The sequence below is a fragment of the Ruegeria sp. CDSB013 genome, from assembly GCF_059611165.1.
On the sequence record NZ_JBXWPA010000018.1, the window covers coordinates 1 to 17,864 of the forward strand.

General features: G+C 55.7%; 13 protein-coding genes and 3 pseudogenes. 9 read left to right on the forward strand and 7 right to left on the reverse strand.

What is annotated here, in order from left to right; genetic code table 11:
- Window positions 1-98 (reverse strand): annotated as a pseudogene (locus tag AC2FJF_RS22175) (IS6 family transposase); the annotation flags it as partial.
- 347 nt (window positions 99-445) lie between these two features.
- Here AC2FJF_RS22175 and AC2FJF_RS22180 point away from each other — a divergent pair.
- A complete protein-coding gene (locus tag AC2FJF_RS22180; RefSeq protein ID WP_496727239.1) occupies window positions 446-922 on the forward strand; it encodes a DUF411 domain-containing protein in 477 nt (158 codons plus the stop codon).
- Window positions 923-1,165: 243 nt separating this feature from the next.
- A complete protein-coding gene (locus AC2FJF_RS22185; protein WP_496727241.1) occupies window positions 1,166-1,828 on the forward strand; it encodes a L,D-transpeptidase in 663 nt (220 codons plus the stop codon).
- A gap of 35 nt (window positions 1,829-1,863) precedes the next feature.
- Here AC2FJF_RS22185 and AC2FJF_RS22190 read toward each other — a convergent pair whose 3' ends face one another.
- The gene (locus AC2FJF_RS22190; protein WP_496727242.1) at window positions 1,864-2,124 is read right to left on the reverse strand and encodes a hypothetical protein; all 261 of its coding nucleotides are present in this window, start codon (window positions 2,122-2,124) and stop codon (window positions 1,864-1,866) included.
- A 194-nt stretch (window positions 2,125-2,318) separates the two neighbouring features.
- Here AC2FJF_RS22190 and AC2FJF_RS22195 point away from each other — a divergent pair, with 194 nt between their 5' ends.
- Window positions 2,319-4,667, forward strand: coding sequence for a heavy metal translocating P-type ATPase (locus AC2FJF_RS22195; RefSeq protein WP_496727243.1), 2,349 nt, complete (start codon window positions 2,319-2,321; stop codon window positions 4,665-4,667).
- Between the two features lie 65 nt (window positions 4,668-4,732).
- Window positions 4,733-5,242, forward strand: a complete 510-nt coding sequence (locus AC2FJF_RS22200) for a L,D-transpeptidase family protein (protein WP_496727244.1) — start codon at window positions 4,733-4,735, stop codon at window positions 5,240-5,242.
- 420 nt (window positions 5,243-5,662) lie between these two features.
- Here AC2FJF_RS22200 and AC2FJF_RS22205 read toward each other — a convergent pair.
- Together AC2FJF_RS22205 and AC2FJF_RS22210 are read right to left on the reverse strand one after the other, a co-directional pair.
- Window positions 5,663-6,214: pseudogene (locus tag AC2FJF_RS22205) on the reverse strand (M23 family metallopeptidase); the annotation flags it as partial.
- Window positions 6,215-6,264: 50 nt separating this feature from the next.
- Window positions 6,265-9,240, reverse strand: a complete 2,976-nt coding sequence (locus tag AC2FJF_RS22210) for a Tn3 family transposase (RefSeq protein WP_282121145.1) — start codon at window positions 9,238-9,240, stop codon at window positions 6,265-6,267.
- 134 nt (window positions 9,241-9,374) lie between these two features.
- Between AC2FJF_RS22210 and AC2FJF_RS22215 the strand changes: the two genes are divergently transcribed.
- From AC2FJF_RS22215 to AC2FJF_RS22235, 5 genes and pseudogenes are all read left to right on the forward strand, one after another.
- Complete coding sequence (locus AC2FJF_RS22215) at window positions 9,375-9,935, forward strand: recombinase family protein (protein WP_282121146.1); 561 nt, start codon at window positions 9,375-9,377, stop codon at window positions 9,933-9,935.
- 66 nt (window positions 9,936-10,001) lie between these two features.
- Window positions 10,002-10,339: pseudogene (locus AC2FJF_RS22220) on the forward strand (hypothetical protein); the annotation flags it as partial.
- Between the two features lie 277 nt (window positions 10,340-10,616).
- Complete coding sequence (locus AC2FJF_RS22225; protein WP_282121147.1) at window positions 10,617-12,161, forward strand: amidohydrolase family protein; 1,545 nt, start codon at window positions 10,617-10,619, stop codon at window positions 12,159-12,161.
- A gap of 44 nt (window positions 12,162-12,205) precedes the next feature.
- Window positions 12,206-13,831 carry an amidohydrolase family protein gene (locus AC2FJF_RS22230; protein ID WP_282121148.1) on the forward strand — a complete coding sequence of 542 codons (1,626 nt, stop codon included), beginning with the start codon at window positions 12,206-12,208 and terminating at the stop codon, window positions 13,829-13,831.
- 19 nt (window positions 13,832-13,850) lie between these two features.
- The gene (locus AC2FJF_RS22235) at window positions 13,851-14,594 is read left to right on the forward strand and encodes a DUF3299 domain-containing protein (protein ID WP_299642392.1); all 744 of its coding nucleotides are present in this window, start codon (window positions 13,851-13,853) and stop codon (window positions 14,592-14,594) included.
- A 211-nt stretch (window positions 14,595-14,805) separates the two neighbouring features.
- On the opposite strand, the gene AC2FJF_RS22240 is transcribed toward AC2FJF_RS22235, so the two are convergent.
- From AC2FJF_RS22240 to AC2FJF_RS22250, 3 genes are all read right to left on the reverse strand, one after another.
- A complete protein-coding gene (locus tag AC2FJF_RS22240) occupies window positions 14,806-16,497 on the reverse strand; it encodes an amidohydrolase family protein (protein ID WP_282121150.1) in 1,692 nt (563 codons plus the stop codon).
- Between the two features lie 32 nt (window positions 16,498-16,529).
- Window positions 16,530-16,895, reverse strand: coding sequence for a hypothetical protein (locus AC2FJF_RS22245; RefSeq protein WP_282121151.1), 366 nt, complete (start codon window positions 16,893-16,895; stop codon window positions 16,530-16,532).
- Window positions 16,896-16,962: 67 nt separating this feature from the next.
- Window positions 16,963-17,829: a hypothetical protein gene (locus tag AC2FJF_RS22250; RefSeq protein WP_282121152.1), complete on the reverse strand. Its 867-nt coding sequence runs from the start codon at window positions 17,827-17,829 to the stop codon at window positions 16,963-16,965.
- Window positions 17,830-17,864 lie beyond the last annotated feature (35 nt).

Here is a 17,864-nt window from a genome sequence, read left to right on the forward strand (position 1 = left end):
CTCAACGCAAAGCGATGGTAAGCCCAAACCGCGTAAGCAATGATCTCACGAGGAAAGCGAAAGCCCTTCAGGCGCGGGATAATCGTTGGCATGTTCATGAGCGCGACATAGCTGGATCACTCAGCCTGAACAACTTGGCAATGCCGTTGAATCACCTTCGGCGTTGATGTCGTCTGCGAAACCGAAAATTACTGAGGCGAACATTGAACACCGGATGCGGTGGCAATATTTAGACCAAGGTATCTCGTTCGTTATATAAATTGACCAAGATCATTGCGGCAAATTCTGACATCACCAAGAAAGCAACATCAGATGGAATCCATGGGTGACGAATGTGTCGATTTTCAGTGAGGCAAGATGCCTGTCGTCAGTGTTAAGACTTTAGCGACAACCTAGCAGGCGCGCTTTCGTAGCGGGTCAGGGTAACCTTTCCTAGGAGGGAAATATGACTATGAATAATCTGAGCCGCCGAGCCGTGGTGTACGGAGTAGCAACGTTTGCGGCGGCTGCGGCGCTTCCTGCCTTCGCCAAATCCAGTTCGTCAATCCATGTCCTGAAGGATCCGAATTGCGGGTGCTGCGGCTCGTGGATCAAAATCATGCAAGCGGAAGGTTTTGAAGTAACCGTGGAAAACAGCGCATGGGAGGCCTTGAACGCTTACAAATCCGCCAACGGAATTCCGGAGGGCATGATGTCATGCCACACGGGTCGCATAGAGGGTTACATGATCGAAGGGCATGTCCCACCCGATGACATTCGACGCCTGGTGGACGAACGCCCGGATGCTGTTGGACTGTCGGTTCCGGGTATGCCTTTCGGCTCGCCGGGCATGGGGCCAGCAAGCGAACGCGAAGCCTTTGACGTCTTCCTGATCCACAAGGATGGAACCACAGAGGTGTTTGCCAGTTACCCTGCAGCATAAGTTCCTGGTGGCGCCAGCACGACCTAATGAAAAAACACTCAATTCTGTCAACGAGGTCAGCGCACATCTTCCAGGGTCACCGTGACGCCGGCACAAAGGTCACAAGCTAGCTCAAAAATGGTGCTGATGTCCAAAACGTTACCGGAAACCACTTGAAGCTCTAGCTGCTAGAGGCATTATGGATATCCTTTGATCGCTGGACCGTTGAACCGGCAGACATGATTGAAGAATTGGACCAGGACCATGCTGACGAGACGCCATTTCATACAAAAAACCACCGCGCTGTTTTCAGCGTCGGTATCCAGCCCGCTGTTGGCTAAGACCTGGCCAACGGGTTCGCAAAAGTCCGCCTGGGACGCCCAGGTTACACCATCTGGATATGATGCCGCCACAACAAACCCTTGGGGTGTGCACAAACGTTTTCTGCCGCGGCGGGTCACTGCGAACGATGGCCTGGTGCCTGGTGATATTCATGTCGATGCGGTGGCGCGGTATCTCTATCATATCGAAGAGGGCGGCACGGCGATGCGTTATGGCGTCGCCATTGCGCGTGGAAATCTCTACGAGCCGGGGACATATACGATCCGGCGCAAGGTTGAATGGCCACATTGGACCCCAACAGCGTCCATGATCGAGCGCAATCCGGAATATGCGGAATTCAGGAACGGGATGGAGCCGGGGCCGAACAATGCATTGGGATCCCGAGCGCTTTACCTGTTCGTTGGCGACCGAGATACTTATTTGAGGATCCATGGCACGCCGCAACCCAGAAGCATTGGCGGACGCGCCAGTTCAGGCTGCGTCCGCATGATCATGGCGCATATCAACGATCTTTATCCAACCGTCAAAGTCGGCTCGACCGCATATCTATACTCAGCCGAGGACAGCGTTACCGCGCAAACGTAATGGCCCCCGAAAATGAGTTGGCGGCCGCCCGATTGTCACGCTTCGCGTGCAACACAGATCGGGCCGCCATTTGTGGCGCGTAACGGTACCAGGGTCGTCTCGACCGCCCCGCTATACGCGTACCAATAACAATTGTCTTGCGGATCGAGGCGTGCAGTCGCCAAATTCTGCCCCGGGGCAGCAAGGGCCACTACGGAATCCGGCAGGTTTCCAATCTGGTTTTCCGCATCAAACTGCGATGAACACCCAGCGGTGACGGACAGCGCTGCAACGACAGCTAAGATCTTCTTCTGCATGTAGGCTTTTCCGACCATTGTTTCGATTCGTTGCCGGAAAGGTCGCACCGGCGTTGATGGCCCGCAAGCTGCAATGACATCGCATGTTCTGCAAGACAGCACACATTTTGGAAATTATCGAAAATTGGGCCTTGAAGCTCTAGTTGCTGTAGGGACTATCTGTTTCTGACCACGGAAAATCTTGAGGTATTTTCATGCCGTCCGACAGCCATTGCCACGATCGCAATCGTGATCATGATGCCAAACAAGGCCAACATTGCTGTGGTGGCGGAGCCAGCGCAGATGTGGCGCCGTCCGTGCCAGCTCCCGTCAATGGCCGAAGCTTTCAGGTCTCGGGTCTCGACTGCGCCGAAGAGGTGGCGATCCTGAACAGGGTCGTCGGACCGAAGGTCGGTGGAACAGACCATATCGCGTTTGATGTGATCAACGGACGGATGACGTTACTTGAAACTGCGGAAAAAATCTCTGATGACGAGATCAAGCAGTTGGTCGCCAGCACCGGGATGAGTGCCAAGCCCTGGGACGATGAGAATGCCGCCGAAGATCAGGCGGCGCATATCGCGCGGCAGCGACGTTTCACCATGCTCAGTGGTGGGTTCTGGGCGGCTGGTTTCCTGTGGCATCTGGTCGAAACCGGAATGGGTGGTGCGCTCGGTTTGTTTTCAGGACATGGCGACGTGCAGATGCCCTTGCCTGAGGCGGCGTTGTTCGCCGTTGCAATCCTGTTTGGCGTCTGGCTGGTGGCCCCCAAGGCCTGGTCCTCGGCACGGCGGCTTTCGCCTGACATGAACCTGCTGATGGTTGTTGCCGTCTGCGGCGCAATCGGTTTGGGCGAGTTTTTCGAGGCCGCAACCGTTGCCTTCTTCTTTTCGCTCTCTCTCTATCTGGAAAGCTGGAGTGTCGGGCGCGCGCGTAATGCTGTCTCGGCGCTGCTTGATCTTGCACCACCGACGGCGCTGGTGCTGCGACCGGACGGTCGGGAAGAGGTGGTTCCGGCGGCCGAAGTGGTTGTCGGCGACAGTTTCATCGTGCGCGGGGGCGACCGCATTCCGCTGGACGGAGAGGTCATAGACGGTGCTGGCGCCGTCGATCAGGCACCGATCACCGGTGAAAGCGCCCTGATGCCCAAGGAACAGGGCGACGAAGTCTATGCCGGTACTATCAACGGCGAAGGGACCCTTATGGTGCGCGCCTCAAAGGCGGCGTCGGACACTGTTCTGGCCAAGATCATCCGCATGGTCGGTGATGCCCATGCCCGGCGTGCGCCGGTTGAACAATGGGTGACCAAATTCGCCCGTATCTATACGCCGATCGTGATGATCGTCGCGGTTGCCATCGCTCTTATTCCGCCGCTTGCCTTTGGTGCACCTTGGGGATTCTGGATCTATAACGCGCTGGTTCTTCTGGTCATTGCCTGCCCCTGCGCGCTGGTGATCTCAACGCCGGTTTCCATCGTCGCGGCACTGACCGCATCGGCGCGGGCCGGAGTGCTGATCAAGGGCGGTGCCTACATCGAGGCCCCAGGCCGCACCACGGCGCTGGCCATGGACAAGACCGGAACGATCACCATGGGCGAGCCGGAGGTGGCGCTTGTCCACCCGTTGGGCGGCACGTCCAAGCACGAGTTGCTGGCAAGTGCCGCCAGCCTTGAAGTGCGATCCTCGCACCCGCTGGCGCGTGCCATCCTGACACGGGCCGAGGCCGAGGACATTACGGCTTCTGCCGCGGAAGATACCCGCACAGTGCCGGGCCGGGGTCTGGAAGGCCGTGCCGGGGGCCGCTCGGTCTGGCTGGGCTCGGATCGTTTTGCCACCGAGAAGGGATTTGGTGATGCCATCCCGACCGGTCTGCGTAACCAGATCGAAGGCGCGGGCAGTACGCTTGTGGTTGTCGGTGACGAGACCGGGGTCACGGGTGTTCTAGAAGTGCGCGATCGTATTCGGCCTGACGCCAAACATGTTGTGGCAAAGCTGCACGCGCAGGGCGTGAAAACGATTGTCATGCTGACAGGCGACAACGAGCGCACAGCGCGGGCTGTGGCCGCCGAGGTTGGCATCGACGAGGTGCGCGCCGAACTGTTGCCCGACGACAAGGTGACGGCAATCGAGGAACTGGCCGAGCGTCACGAGATTGTGGCCATGATCGGCGACGGCGTGAACGACGCGCCGGCCATGGCGCGGTCGCATTATGCCATCGCCATGGGGGCGGTCGGCTCGGACGCGGCGATCGAAACGGCGGATATCGCGCTGATGACGGATGATATCGGCAAGGTGCCGTGGCTCATCGGACATTCGCGCCGGACCATGTCGATCATCCGTCAGAACATCGGTTTCTCGCTTGCGACGAAGGCTGTGTTCGTGGGCCTCACGAGTGTAGGTATGGCTTCAATGTGGGGTGCCATCGCAGCAGATGTCGGTGTTTCACTGCTGGTTGTGGCCAATGCACTACGCCTGCTGAGAGCAGAGGAAGACAAGGCTGGGCCGCGTGGAGGACAAAGGGTCAGCGAACCTCTGGCGGAGCGCGCTGTGGCGCATGGACATTGATCGGATTCTGACCTCGTGGTATCAGATCCACATAGGAGACCTCTAAAAAGAGGCATAGAGCAGTGATGGTTGGCAAATTTCCAAGACGATTTTTCCTTTTGGGCGGCGTGACCGCTTTCCTGTCGGGATGCGCGAACAAGTTCCGCTCCTACACAGGGCCAGAAGTCACACGGCTTCGCCTGTACAAGTCGGAGCGATTGCTGGTTCTGGATGGAGCAGAAGGAGTGTTGCGCACCTATCCGGTCGACCTTGGCTTCGCGCCAAATGGACACAAGCAGTTCGAAGGCGACGGGCGAACACCTGAAGGCGCTTATGTCATCGACCGGCGAAATCCGGACAGCCTTTTCCATTTGTCCATTGGTATCTCATACCCGAATGAAGCAGACCGCGCTTTCGCTGAGGCGCAGGGTAAGTCGCCAGGAGGTGACATCTTCATTCATGGTGGCCCGCGACGAGGCGTTGATCCGATGGGTAAGCGAGACTGGACCGCCGGGTGCATCTCTGTCACAGACCGCCAGATCGAAGAGGTCTACGCAATGGTGCCCGACGGAACGCCCATCTACATTCTTGCCTGACAGAGGCGTGAACTCTCAAAAGACTTCAACAAAATAGGGCTTCACCAGATACTGGCAACGATGTGAATCGCAAAGGCCATTACACTTCGAAGCGTTTTCGTGAAGGGACGTTCCTTCCCGCCGCATCAGCAAGAGTTGCATTAGGAAACCAGACGCAAAATGGCAACCGAAGCGATAAAAGCAAGCAGGCCAAATGCGATTCCGTATCCTGTTGCGTATTGAAGTATGTCAACACGGTTTCCGTTTCTCCGTTTGGCCAGTAAGCCGCCCCAAATTGCACCACCCAAGGCGCCCGCAATTGCAATCATATCTAATCCTCGTTTCCTCGGTTTTCGTGTTCTGAATTAAGATCGGGGCCGTCATCAACACATAGCAAGGTAAGTTACTTGAGGTGTGTTGCCGAGCGGGACGTCGAATGGATCAGAGCCTGTCCGTAACCCGTTCCGAAAGATGCTCCTCAAGCTGGGCTCGTGCGACGGTCAGCCGTTCCAGAGCGGCAGTGTCCGCAGATTTGTCACCTGTGATTTCAGCGAGGCGGTCATCTGCAAGCGGATCGGTTGGTCGTCCGTCGACCAGCACCTCATAATGCATGTTGGGCCCGGTCGCAGTTCCAGACGATCCCACGCGTCCGATCACTTCGCCAGCCTTTATGCGTTGACCTTTTGACAGGTCATCGGTGACCGAGCTGAGATGAGTGTAGCGTGTGACCGTGTCCGACCCGTGCGCGATTTCCACCACGCGGCCATATCCCCCGCGCCACCCGACATAGGACACCCGTCCAGGCGCTGTTGCGTGCACAGGGGTGCCGCGCGCGGCGGCGAAATCGACGCCGGTATGCATCCGCACGTTGCCGTAGATCGGATGTTTGCGCCGGCCAAACACCGAGCTCAGACGTGCACCTTCGACAGGTTGTGCAAACACACGAAGCAACTCGCCATCAACATAGATTGTGGCGCGTCCGCTGCTGGGGTCACTGCATGAAAGTGACATTATAGTCCGGCTCGTGCGAACTAACGGGGAACTCATGCGGCTTCGCGAAGATCATTTTTTCGCAGTGGCCTGAGGCGATCTGGGCTGAATGGCGGGTTCATGTTCCATAGGTAGTCGCCAGTCAATCCGACGTGGGCCCATCCGAGCGGCGCGATATGTTTGATAATATCATTTGGGATGGCCACGCCGTTTTTCCTGAGATCAGTGATTGAGGCTTCCAGATACTTGGTGTTCCACAGGATGATGGCGGCGACCAGGAAGTTGAGGCCCGACGCTTTGTGGATCTGATGCTCATAGCTACGATCGCGCATTTCACCGAGTTGGTTGAAGAAGACCCCGCGTGCGAGGGCGTTTCGGGCTTCGCCTCGGGCCAGGCTCGCGCTGGTTCTCTTTCGCAATTCCAGGCTACGCATCCATTCCAGGGCAAAGAGGGTTCGCTCCAATCGCCCCAGTTCGCGCAAGGCAATTGCGAGTCCGTTTTGCCTGGGATATGCGGACAAGCTCTTGAGGATCGCTGATGCGGTGGAGGTTCCAGCCTTTATGGAGGTTGCCAGCCTGAGGATTTCGGGCCAGTTGTCGATAATGTGACCGACCTTGATTGCGCCGCCTATGAAGGGTGTCATGATGGCCGGGGGCTGCATGCCGGGCAAGAGATACAATTTGCGATCCTTGAAGTTTCGCAAGCGCGGCGCAAAGCGGAAGCCTAGGAGATAACAAAGGGCAAAGACGTGATCCGTCGCACCACCAGTGTCCACATGGTGCTCTTCGATTGCGACACCCGATTGGTGGCGGAGCAGACCGTCCAAAACGAAGGGCGCTTCGCTTTCGGTGGCGGTGATAACCGTCGAATGGAACGGGCTGAATTGATCGGAGATGTGGGTGTAGAACTTGAGACCAGGGGTGCGCCCATATTTTGCATTGATGTCTGCCGAAGCCTCACCGCGACCGCCGGCCCGGAAGAACTGTCCATCTGAGGATGACGTCACGCCGTCCCCCCATAGCTTGGCCAGCGGGAGTTCGCGGTGCATGTCGACCAAACGGGCCAAGGCGGCTGAATAGGTCTCTTCTCGCAAATGCCAATCATGCGCCCACGCAATTTGCCGGGCAGACAGATTGTGGGTTGCAGCTGCCATGCGGGACACGCTCAGATTGACTCCGTCGGCCAGAACGGCGGCGAACAGTGATTTTTGATCTTCCGCCGGTCTGCCCGAGCGATAGTGAGTGAAGCACTCCGCAAATCCGGTCCAGGCGTTCACCTCCGTCAGCAGGTCGGGGATCTTGATCTGTGGCAATTGCCCATAAACCAGACGGCTCATGGCCGTGGCGGCGTCAGGCGTTTCGTCTTTGATCGGGGTAATGCTCAAGTTCCCATCGCGAATGGCGACGTCCGGCAGTGTTTCCGCTTCGGCTCGGGCCGCGACAATGGTTATGGCCTCCTCAATCTGCTTTTGCCGCTCTGCGAGATAGGTTTCCGCGTCGGCCGCGGCGGCGATCGGCAACGATCCCTCGGTACGCAAGATCTCGAAGGTGGCCTTGGGAATGAGCCGATCATTGAAGTTGCGGCGCTGCCGGCTTCCTTCGACCCAGACATCCCCTGCCCGAAGCCGATCGCGCAATTCGAAGTAGACGCACAGCTCGTATGCACGCCGGTTGACCTCCCCTGGTGCAGAGAAGACAAATGGGCGCCAGACCTTCCGAATGAACCCGGTTGGCGGGTTGTCCGGCAGGCTGCGTTTGTTCGCCTCAAACATGATGCGCAACAGATCCACGGCCCGCAGAAGGCTGGCAGCGCTGGCCGCACCTTTGAAGCAGAACGTCTTTATTATCAGGGGCGCAAACTGACGTGCGGTCTGATATTTTCCGATGAGCTCCGCGTATTTGTCGGGCTTTCCGTCTCCCAGGGCAGTTTCAATTGCGGATGTGGCACTCTCGATCTCATCCCAATTGGCCGTGTCCAGCATCCCGTTGAGATCACCGGTTTGCTGGCGGGCCGTCAGTGCCTCACGGCAGAAGGCGTTGAGAGACTGCAAGGGGCGGAAGATGTCCATCAGGAGCTGGGACGCCTTGTCGGAACTTTGCTGTTCCGCCTTTCGAAAGCTTCGGCCCAACAATTTGTCGAACATATCCAGCGCAAGATCGGTAAGCTGTTCTTCCAGCCGCAGGCAGGCGGCCGACAAAACTGCCCACAACCGTGGCACGGCCATACGGCGCAGGTTTTGCACCGTGATCCGCAAACCTTCCCCGGCCAGACTGTCGAGCGCCGATGTCGAGATGTTCTGACGCAAACTGGTGGGCAAGCCGATCGCTCGAACCACCTTCAGGCGATCCAGAACAGCCTTGATGGACTTGGCCGAGGCTGATTTGGGTGCTGCCTTCAACCAACTCAGCGTCGATACCTCGCCCGATTCAGTGGGCACAATCAAAGTGCGCAGAGCATTGTGGTGGTCCGGATGCAAGTCCTGGGTCAGAGCAGAATTCCTGACATTTTCTGCTCGCCGGATCGCGTGCCTGACAATCAGTTCAACGGTACGGCGCGCCGGGACCAGGATACGCCGACGCCTCAGTTCTTCAATCAACGAGATCGCCAAAGGCTCTGCCCGCGGGTCTTCTCCCGCAGATGGTGTCAGCCAATGAACAAGTTCCCGTACGAGGGATCTTGTGAAGGCCTGATATCCGAAGCGAGCCATGATTTGACCGATATGTTCGCGTCGCGTCTGCGGGCGTCGATCATAGACCGCGAGATCGGAGGCGCTGGCATCAACCTGATCTGCAAGGAAGGCCAGCATAATGTCGTTGGGCTGTTCTCCAACCTCACGAACCCGCCCGGGATGGCGCAAATAAGCCAATGACACGGCATAGCCCAAACGTGCCGCAGCGGTTCGTTTTCTGGCAACAGCCTCGATCTCATCCGGGATGAGCGTACAATGCATCGCAACTTCCCGATCCTCCGAGGGCGGCGCCATCAATCGAGACCAAAAACTTGCCGTCAATATTTGTCGCCGTGCCATGAAATACCCTTCTCAAATGCATGTCCGTGAAACGCTCGTTTGGCGGAACTCCCGGTTCCGTCCGCCAATATGGCTTGACAACGGGAAGTCGGACAAGTTGATTTAAGGACGGGAAAACGGACAAGGCTGTCATCATGGCACGGATAGGATATGTGCGGGTTTCGTCAACAGACCAAAAACTGGAACCGCAGGTCGATGCGCTCAAAGCTGCGGGTTGCGAAACCGTATTTGAAGATGTTATCTCCGGTGCCAAAGCAGACCGCCCGGGCCTGCAGGAAGCATTGACCTTCCTGCGAAAAGGCGACACGCTCATGGTCTGGAAACTTGACCGCCTGGGCCGGTCCATGAAGCACCTTGTGGAAACCGTGACAGAACTCGGAGACCGCGGTGTTGGCTTCAGATCCCTGACCGAAGGCGTGGACACAACTACCACCGGCGGTACATTGGTGTTCCATCTATTCGGCGCACTTGCCCAGTTTGAGCGTGACCTCATCATCGAGCGCACTCAGGCCGGTCTAAAAGCCGCCGCAACGCGCGGCAGAAAGGGAGGCCGAAAACCTGTCGTCACGCCCAAAAAGCTGGAGCAGGCCAGGGCCCATATCGGTGATGGATTGACCGTCCGAGAGGCAGCTGCCCGCCTCAAAATCAGCAAAACCAGCCTCTACAATGCTCTCAAAGGTCAGAAATCCGACTGAAAACGCGGATGTTCCCGTAAAGTTCGCGCGAGCCGGACAATAATGTCACTTTTATGCAGTGACCCCAGTCAGGGCACACTCTATATGTTCAAATCCAAATACGGCGGCATGCACTGCATGGCAGGGTATCGCGAAGCGATGTCCCGAGAGTGGAAGTGTCGGATGCAACCAAGCTGAAGGCGCTGGAGGATGAGAACGCGAAGCTCAAACGCCAACTGGCGGATCAGATGCTGGACAACGTCGTTCTAAAGGATTTTCTGGTAAAGAGCTGACGACACCAACAGACCGACGGAATGCGGTGCTTTGGGCGGTGCGGGATCATGATATCTCACAACGTCGAGCGTGCAGGCTCGTTGGTGTCGATCCGAAGATCTGTTCGGCGCGATCGTCCACCGGAGCCAGCTATTGTCGCGCTATTGGATCGAGCGACAATGGCGGCCCTGACATCCGCAAGGAAATGAAGAGGATCGCTGCCAAACTGACGACGAAGAATATGAAAAACCCGCAACCTCCCGTTATGAATGAGGGAGTCTCGGGGAACAGGTTCCATCAGATGGAAGATTATCACCAACCCTCCACCACCAACCTGACAAAGCCAACGAAAGATTTGGGCCTAACTATTTTTGAATTCGAAGTTCCCTTGCCTTAATGTGCAAAAAACGGAGATTAGGATTTTTGGTTATGTTAAGAAGTTGTGGAATACTGGGGCTCTCTATCGCACTTGCAAGTCCCTCATTTGCAAATGATGTCGTTATTCTGAATGGCAGGGTGATAGATCCTGAAACCGGCCTAGATGCTGTCCGCAATGTCGCAATCGAAAATGGCAAAATCACAGCAATTAGCGAGTTCGCGTTGACAGGTGAAACCGTGATAGACGCTTCGGGCCATGTCGTCTCTGCGGGCTTCATCGATCTGCACGCTCATGGTCAAAACATTGGCGACTATAGGATGCAAGCGATGCAGGGCGTGACTACCGCGCTCGAATTGGAGTCCGGGGTGCTGCCGATCAAGGACTGGTATGCCACTCAAGAGGAAAAGGGGTTGCCGATCAACTTTGGCGCTTCGGCAGCCTGGACCTTTGGGCGCATTGCGACGTTTACCAACACCGATCCGCTGGCCACGCCGGGCTATTTTCAGGACGCGCAGGGGCGAGATGACTGGAAACTCGACATAGCAAGCGCTGAGCAAACCGACCGCATTCTTGCGCTCGTCGAAGAAGGGTTGCGCGAGGGCGCCTTGGGGATCGGGATCAATGCCGGATACGCCCCAGGATATGGCCAGAAGGAGTATTACGCGCTCGCAAAACTGGCGGGCGAATACGGTGCGGCGACCTTCACCCATGTGCGCTATGCCAGCAATCTTGAGCCGCAGAGCTCATTTGAGGCAGTGAAGGAGCTCATAGCAAACGCAGCGCTCACCGGCACCCACATGCACATCTGTCACATCAACAGCACGTCTCTGTCCGACATTCACGCAACTCTCGAACTGGTGGACGATGCCAAGGCGAAAGGTATCAATATTTCTGTGGGTGCCTACCCTTATGGAGCTGCAAACACAGTTGTGGGCGCGGCTATGTTCAGTGGCGAAAACTGGCGCGAAAGAATGTCGTCCACGGCAGAGAATTTTCAACTGGGTGCTGACCGCATGACCGAGGAAGAATTGGCAGATTATCAAGCCAACAAGCCCGGCACCTTCATCACATGGCATTTCCTTGATGAGGAAAACCCGACGGATCTCGCTCTGCTCGACGCGTCCATCACGCATCCCGAAATACTGATCGAATCCGATTCAGTTTTCTGGTCCTACTTTGACGAAAACGGTGGGATATCCAATTACGAAGGGGATGCATGGCCCTTGCCTGATAACGTGTTCAGCCACCCCAGATCGTCGGGCACCTTTGCAAAGATCTTGCGTGAATACGTGCGCGAACGCGGGTTGATGTCGCTGGAAGAAGCAATTCGCAAGATGTCCCTAATGCCCGCGCAGACGCTGGAGGATTTCGTCCCGCAAATGCGCAACAAGGGGCGCATCCAGATCGGGATGGATGCCGATATCGTTGTCTTTGATCCAGCAACCATTACTGACAACGCGACGTTTGAGAATGCCAACCAACCGGCAACGGGCGTGCAGACTGTTATAGTGAACGGCGGCGTTGTCGTACGCGACGGAGAATTGGTTCTCGATGCCCCTCATGGCCGCCCGATCCGCCGTCCTCTCGCGGACTAGGCATCACCAGAAGCATCCAAGAAATTGGTTTTATGGAGAAGATTATGAAGCAAAGCCCTGCTTTCGCCCTTGCATTGTCAGTTCTGGCACTGAGTGCATTTTCTGCCCAGTCGCAGGAGTTTGACATTGTCATCAGCAACGGTCGGGTGATGGACCCCGAAACCCTCTATGACGGCGTTGCGAATGTCGGCATCAAGGAGGGTCGGATTGCAAAGATCTCCAAGCAGCCGCTTTCCGGCACATCCGAGATCGACGCGACTGGTCATGTCGTGGCGCCTGGCTTCATCGATACGCATTTCCATTGGCAGGCGCCGCTCGGCTATGCGCTTGGCTTGCGCGATGGGCTGACCAGCAGCATGGACATTGAGGAAGGCTGTGCCGGCACTGTCATCGCCAAGTGGTACGAGATGCGCAAGGATGTCACCCAAGCCAACTATGGCTGTGCTTCAAGCCACGAACAGGCGCGTGCCATGGCCATTGACGGGTTCGACAATGAGGACGTCTTGGTGATGGGGCCAGCGGCCGCCTTAGAGACGCGAAAAGACTCGGGCTGGAGCCTTGGGAAGGCGGATTTCGACAGCGGAAACGAGATTTTGCGGATCATCGACAAGGGGCTGCAGGATGGTGCTCTCGGCATCGGCAGCACGGTTGGGTATATGCGGGATGGGGTCACCACCCGCGAAATGTTTGAAGTGCAAAAGGTTGGCGCGCGATACGGTCGACACACGGCCGTTCATACCCGTTTCACGCCAGACGATTCAGTCCACGAGAACCTGGGAGCGCAGGAGATCATCGCCAATGCGCTCGCTCTGGGTGCACCGGCCACAATTAACCACTACAACAATCCCGGTTGGCGTTTGGCCCATGAGATTATCCAACGACTTCAGGAACAGGGTCACAACATCTGGGGCGAGATCTATCCTTACGCCGCTGGCTCTACGGCATTGAACGCGGTATTCATTCAACCGGAAAACTGGGTCGAGCGTCTTGGTCACAAGTTCGAAGATACTTTGCAGGATCCAATCACTGGTAATTTCTACACCGAAGCGACCTACGAAGAAGGCGTTAAGAGTGAGCCAACAAAGGAAATTCTCCTTTGGAAAATGCCCGCAGAAGACACGATAAAATGGCTGACGCTAAAAGGTGCAACCATGGCAAGCGATGCCATGTTTGCAGAACCCCTCTTTGGACCGTGGAACACCCCGTTCGACGAACTCAGCAATACGCATCCGCGTGTCGCCGGAGCTCGGAGCATCTCTCTGCGTCTGGGTCGTGAGAATGACATCCCGCTTATGCAACTGCTATCCATCCTGAGTTACAATGCTGCAAAGCATCTTGGAGATACCGGGCTCAAAGCCATGCAGGAACGCGGACGCGTTCAAGAAGGTATGATCGCCGACATTGTGGTCTTTGATCCCGCAACAGTGACCGATAATGCCACGTATGAGCAGGGTACGATCCCGTCGACTGGCTTTAAAGCGGTGATCGTGAATGGAACTGTCACAGTGCAGGACGATGACTTACTGGAAGTATTTGCGGGACAGCCTATTCGCTTCGAGCCAGAATCCAAACCACGGTTTGAGCTGGTTTCAGAGGAAGCCTGGAATCTCAAGTTTTCCACCGGCATGCCAGATGTTGCGCCCGGCATTCCGCCTAAGGGTGGGAACTGAAATGTTTGGAAAAAACTGGATGCACAATCCCGTTGCTGCCTTTGCGGTTGTGATCATGAGTTCACAGGCCATGGCCGAATCGCAGGCCATCACTTTTTCAGAGCTGCGGGATCCTGCAGCTCTGATATACGAAGACCCGTTCCAGGACATGGGCCTCCAAATGCTTGAGGAGCTTCGGACCGTCGTCAGGCTTGAGGCCAGGTTTGAGCAAGGCGACATTCCGGAAGACGCGCAAGAACGCCTAATGACCAGCCTTGAAGATGCCCGAAAACGGCTTCAGGACAATGGACATGATATCGATGCTCTTTTGACGCAGCGTTGGACAGTTGCAGAAAACCGTAAGCGTGCCACCACCGCGACGAACCCCGAGCTTGAGAATTCGTACGTCAGAATGAATGGCTTTCTTATTCCGGCGGGATCAAATGACGCAGGGTTCCCGATTGCATATCTCGTTCCAGAAATTGGCATGTGCAGCCATAAACCCGCGCCTCCTCCGAACCAACTTGTCCGTGTCCAGCTTAAAGAACTGTCTCCAGTCAACACACCCTACGTTATGGTACAGGTTTCCGGGACTCTTCGGGTGCAACCCAGCGATGAGACCATCTTTATCTCAGATGGAGAAACCCGAATGCACAGTATGTGGCAACTCAATGCAAAGGATGTTGTTGCGGCCACTGGATCTGCCAACAGCGTTACTCTTAATGGATGGCAGGAACTTTTGCAGTCGAAAACACTCGCACGGACTCCACCAGGCGCAGACTGAAATCAGGAGAAGCAGCCGTTTTAATATGGGCGAGGTGTCAGACGGCAGCGTGAAACAGCGGTGCGCATAAACTAGCTCCCCGACATTAATCCGAGGAGCGTACTTGCGTGTGGCTTTCAGTAGGGGTCCTTTTTACCAGAAGCGATCTGTTCACGCCGTGGTAGGTTCCTTACCACGGCGTGAACAGAGACAAGATAACTGACGTTAAACGTCATTCTGACGCGCTAGAGTCAGCCACTCCCGGGCTGTCCGCGCCGGATTGGTCGACGGTGAAGGGTTTGATCGCGAAATTCTCCAACCACTCCTTAACAACAATAGGCTCAAATCGGCCGCGATCTTCTACCGGAAAACGGATGGGTTGGCCGGCCCATACTTTTCGGAATGCTCCATCCTTGACCACCAGTTGACCGTTGACGATGACGTAGGGAATACCTGTTGTCGGATTACCCTGTTCACCAGCTTTGTAAGTAGCATTGTCACGAACGCGCTCTGGATCGAATATGGTGATATCGGCCACCATCCCTTCCTGCATTCGACCACGCACCTTCATGTCTTGGAGACCTGTATCGCCTAGATGTTTCGCCGGCCAATACGACATTTGCGCAATAGTAAACATGAGTGGAACACCCTGTTCGCGCCCAAGCCGAAACACCGTTCCGCGGGTGCCAGCCGTTCTTGGGTGCCCCTGATACTCAGACGGATCAAGATCCCAACTGTCGAGACCTTTGCCAGAGTAGATCGAGTCAGAGGCGACAATCATGTGCGGCATCCGCAGCCAATAGGGCAGCCATATTTCGCGAGAGGGGCTGAAGACCACCACGAGGCGGCTGGGGTCAGAATCTCGCGTTGACTCATATTCCGCCTGCGTAAGGAACTTGTCGGCGATGGGATCATACATCGAGTCTTCGTACGGAACGCCGAATGTGGCGTAGACTTCGGGCTTGAAGAAGTCAGAGGAAATTGACGTCGAAGCCGCAGTGTATGGATAATACTCGGACCACACATTGTACCCTTGGGCTCTCGCGGCTTGCAGCTTTTCCTCGTTCTCCCACCACCCGTAGTCATTGTTGTGCAACAGGCTAACCGGTGCATCAAGCGCCATGGCGTTGGCCAGAATTTCATCAAAGCCCAGAGGCGCTTCAGGTGTCACAGGACTACCGTGGAAACGAACATGCGCCCCAAGGTAACGGCCGTAGTGTCCACCAATCTCTTGCGTCTTGAACATCTCGTAGGTTGTAAGGCCATTGGCCATATAGCCCACAGTGGAAGAAATATTGAGTGCGCCTTGACGAAGCTCTTCATCGATAAGAGACAAAACCTGATTCAACTGATCCAGATCGCTGCGCCCGTCCTGCCAACCGCAGAACCCGTCTGAGCAAGCCTCAGCCCGAAGCCCACCCAGTATAAGCGGCGCATCATACCAGCCATCGATCTCGACCTCTGGGTCGTGCACCCGCAATCGGGCACCCTCTTGGCTAACACCAGTGCCGTAGTTTAATGGCCACGCGCCTTCCTTGGCGCTGTACCATTCGGCGACGTTGATTGCACCGATCTCAAGGTCCATACCCGTCGTAACGCCGTCCAGCGCAGCCAACTTCAACGAAAGACCGTCAAGTGCGTGAAAGTGGAAATCGATGAATCCTGGCGACACGACATGCCCTTGCGCAAAGATCGTCTCGCTACCGGTGATCTCGTCCGCCGTGATCGTCTGGATGATACCATCCGTGATACCAACGTTAAGGACGGCGTCCAGCATCGTCTCAGGGTCCATCACGCGGCCATTGAGAATTACTAAGTCATAATCCTGCGCAAAAACCGGTTGGCCGAAAACCAATCCAGCCGATAGGGCCAACGCGGAACACGCCGTAAATTTGCCTCTTATTTTCTTGATGGGAAGTGACATCCAAAAACTCTCCTTTTTGCCTAACTTCATGGTTATTCCAGTGCAAGCGGGTCAAAGGATCCGCGTTTCGGCGTGTTCGAACTTGCAAAGCTTGGAGCATTGAAGCGGCTTTCAAAGCGCTGATGCGTGCCACAGAACACTTGAGCGATGCTGACACCATTGCGAATGGGAGCACCGCCTTTTCCCAGCGTCGCGCCAATCGTGCTAAGGTCCAGCGCAGCCGAGCGCACAAGATCATCAAAAGCAGTGGTGCCGGCCCCTGCGTTGATGTTCTCGGCCTCCGTTTCTGGGGAAGCGTCAGAAATCAGACCATTCAGATCGATTGCATCAATGGTCTGTGCGCTGGATAGCGTTGCAAACGCGGAATATATCGTCGCAGTCAGTATGTGCCGTAGCATAGTGTTTCCAGTACTTGTTCTAGTCAAAATCTTGACGGGTTCCGTGTCGCGCCAACTGCGGCACACCTCAAAAGTTCAAAACTTTGAAGCCGACTTCAAACGACCAGTCGAACGGAGCGTCCTTGCCAATTCCTATGCCGGGCTTGATAAAAACTTGGCTGTCCCCGCCAAAAAGCTGACCCGTCAACATTCCATAGGTGACCTGCAGGCTGCCAAACGTGTCGTTGCTTTCCCAGTTATGGACAATGGCGGGGTCAAAGGTCATGAACAGTTTCCGATTGGGCAGCTTGGGCACGTAGTAGAAATCCAGCGTAGTTATGTTGAGTTTTTGTCCAGCACTATTGCCGCCCTCCAGACCGAAGGTCTGCACCCAGGCCGGAGCAAAAATTGCGCCGTTATCGAGGAACATCGCATAAAATAGTGAAGTCTCGAGCACCATTTGACCATAACCGGCACCTTTGCTTGCCGTGTCGAAAAACAGCTCAGCAGAGTAGGCGGTACCTGCCTTTGGGGTCAGATGAAAGACATTGAGAAACGTCAGGCTGACGTCCCCGACAGCATTATCTTCAAACAGGTTGGAGTTTTGCCGCAGATTCGGGTTTTCCGCAAAAGGAATAGTTAACTTCAACGCCTTGGAGCCATCCCCGATCGGGTGTTGGTAGAAAAACTCCAGCAGTCCGTTGTTCAAGTTCGGATTTATTTTGTTATACGAATATTGCAGACCCATCTGTGTGGTCAACTTGGTGGGGTTGGTCCCATTCTCGGCATCTGTCGAGTCGCTAAGTTGTCGTTGAATATCATCAAGATTTGCACCTTCCTGAGCCGACGTGGGAACCGAAAACAACAGGGCGCCCGAAAATACTGTTGCTGCGACGAATGTAACCTTTTTGGGGAATGCTAAGAAACCGGTCAGTTGCCTCGCTTTTCCGGTCATTCTCTTGCTCCCAAAACTAATCAACTTCCGGACTC

Bases quoted from the DNA above. Each gene is read 5' to 3' on its own strand.
- AC2FJF_RS22180 (WP_496727239.1), top strand. From the start codon at position 446: ATGACTATGAATAATCTGAGCCGCCGAGCCGTGGTGTACGGAGTAGCA.
- AC2FJF_RS22185 (WP_496727241.1), top strand. From the start codon at position 1,166: ATGCTGACGAGACGCCATTTCATACAAAAAACCACCGCGCTGTTTTCA.
- AC2FJF_RS22190 (WP_496727242.1), bottom strand. From the start codon at position 2,124: ATGCAGAAGAAGATCTTAGCTGTCGTTGCAGCGCTGTCCGTCACCGCT.
- AC2FJF_RS22195 (WP_496727243.1), top strand. From the start codon at position 2,319: ATGCCGTCCGACAGCCATTGCCACGATCGCAATCGTGATCATGATGCC.
- AC2FJF_RS22200 (WP_496727244.1), top strand. From the start codon at position 4,733: ATGGTTGGCAAATTTCCAAGACGATTTTTCCTTTTGGGCGGCGTGACC.
- AC2FJF_RS22210 (WP_282121145.1), bottom strand. From the start codon at position 9,240: ATGGCACGGCGACAAATATTGACGGCAAGTTTTTGGTCTCGATTGATG.
- AC2FJF_RS22215 (WP_282121146.1), top strand. From the start codon at position 9,375: ATGGCACGGATAGGATATGTGCGGGTTTCGTCAACAGACCAAAAACTG.
- AC2FJF_RS22225 (WP_282121147.1), top strand. From the start codon at position 10,617: ATGTTAAGAAGTTGTGGAATACTGGGGCTCTCTATCGCACTTGCAAGT.
- AC2FJF_RS22230 (WP_282121148.1), top strand. From the start codon at position 12,206: ATGAAGCAAAGCCCTGCTTTCGCCCTTGCATTGTCAGTTCTGGCACTG.
- AC2FJF_RS22235 (WP_299642392.1), top strand. From the start codon at position 13,851: ATGCACAATCCCGTTGCTGCCTTTGCGGTTGTGATCATGAGTTCACAG.
- AC2FJF_RS22240 (WP_282121150.1), bottom strand. From the start codon at position 16,497: ATGTCACTTCCCATCAAGAAAATAAGAGGCAAATTTACGGCGTGTTCC.
- AC2FJF_RS22245 (WP_282121151.1), bottom strand. From the start codon at position 16,895: ATGCTACGGCACATACTGACTGCGACGATATATTCCGCGTTTGCAACG.
- AC2FJF_RS22250 (WP_282121152.1), bottom strand. From the start codon at position 17,829: ATGACCGGAAAAGCGAGGCAACTGACCGGTTTCTTAGCATTCCCCAAA.